1 protein-coding gene is annotated in these 1,576 nt (G+C 46.4%); it reads right to left on the reverse strand.

Features of this window, described 5'->3' with window-relative positions:
* Positions 1 to 1,569: condensation domain-containing protein (locus AC1TPB_RS24815; RefSeq protein WP_482078940.1), on the reverse strand; the 1,569-nt coding region annotated here is incomplete at its 3' end.
* Positions 1,570 to 1,576: the final 7 nt, after the last annotated feature.

The following is a 1,576-nucleotide window of genomic DNA, read 5'->3' on the forward strand; positions in this document are numbered from 1 at the left end:
GTCGCTGTCTTCTAGCATGTACGCGATCCGTTCCGCTGGGTACGTTGGATCAATTGGTAAGTATGCACCACCAGCCTTCAAAATCGCCAGAATCCCCACGATCATCTCCACCGAACGATCTGCCAGAATCCCTACAATGCGCTCGCCTTCTACGCCACGCGCACGTAGCTCATGCGCCAGTTGGTTCGCCTTCGCGTTTAGTTCGCCATACGTCAGTCGCACGGAATCGAATAGGATCGCCTCAGCTTCTGGCGTCCGCTTTGCCTGCTCCTCAAACAGCACGTGGATCGTCTTGTCCTTCGGATACTCCGCCTTCGTATCGTTAAATGTCTCCAGTAGTTGACGCTTCTCTTCTTCCCCGACCAGTTCGATCTCGTCCAGCCGCATATCCGGCCTTTCCGCCACTTGCTCCAGAATAGTCTCTAGATGTCCTAGAAGCCGGTTTATTTGATCAACTTGATGCTCCGTTGAATTGAATCCGATTTTTATCTTAAGCAGATTGGCATGTACATTCATCATGACACTTAACGAATAATTGGTATGCTCAAATCCTTGGAAATCTGTTACCTGAAAATCCTGGTCATCGAATTGCCCACTTATTTCCTTGACTTCTGGATAGTTTTGAAAAACGAACAGATGATTGATCAAGTTTTGTTTTAGATCCGATTGCGCTTGAACCACTGCCAAAGAAATGTAATCATATTTCTCTGATACCAGCGCTCGATGCTGTAACCGTTTGACCATCTCAATGAATGTTTCCTCATTTTCGTTCGGGCCAAGTCGAACGGGCAGCGTGTTGATAAACAGTCCCACCATGTTCTCGATGCCGTCGATTTCAGCAGGACGTCCCGACACAAGCGCTCCGAACACCGCATCATCTGTGTTATTGTATCTGCGTAGCAACATGCCCCATACTGTCTGCATCATGCTGTTCATTGTCACTTGATGGCGTTTGCTTATTTTTATCAAACGCTCAGTGATAATTTCCCCTAACGTATGATGAATTTCTTTCAGCATGTACGACCCTTTGGTGGAATTACCACTTTCAGGGATTACCGTACGCTGCTCGTATCCAGCCAAGTAATCTCTCCAGTAGTCCAACGCTTCTGCGCGATCCTGCTCTTCTAGCCAATTGATAAAGTGAATATAGGGCTTCACAGTAGGCAAATCCACCGTTTTACCACTACAATGCTGCGCATACATATAAAAGAACTCTTTTAAGACGATGCCCATGCACCAGCCGTCCATCAAAATATGATGGTGGCTCCATACGATCTCATAGCGGCTCTCTCCTGTCTTCAATACAGCAATCCGCAATAGTACATCTTTCGTAAGGTCAAACCCTTGTTCCCGATCTTCCCGTTTAAAACGCTCCACGCTGTTCTTAATTTCATCATCGGTTAACCCAGTGTAATCTTCGAATACGATTGAAGGATTACGCTTCTTAAGCGCGATCTGTAATGGTCTTTCCAATTCATCGTACACAAACACTGTGCGAAAAATATCGTATCGTTCCATCAGAAGGAGGAGGCTCTTCTCCAGATTGGCTACATGCAGCGACCCTTGAATTGTAAAC

It is taken from the genome of Paenibacillus sp. Y951 (genome assembly GCF_056786395.1).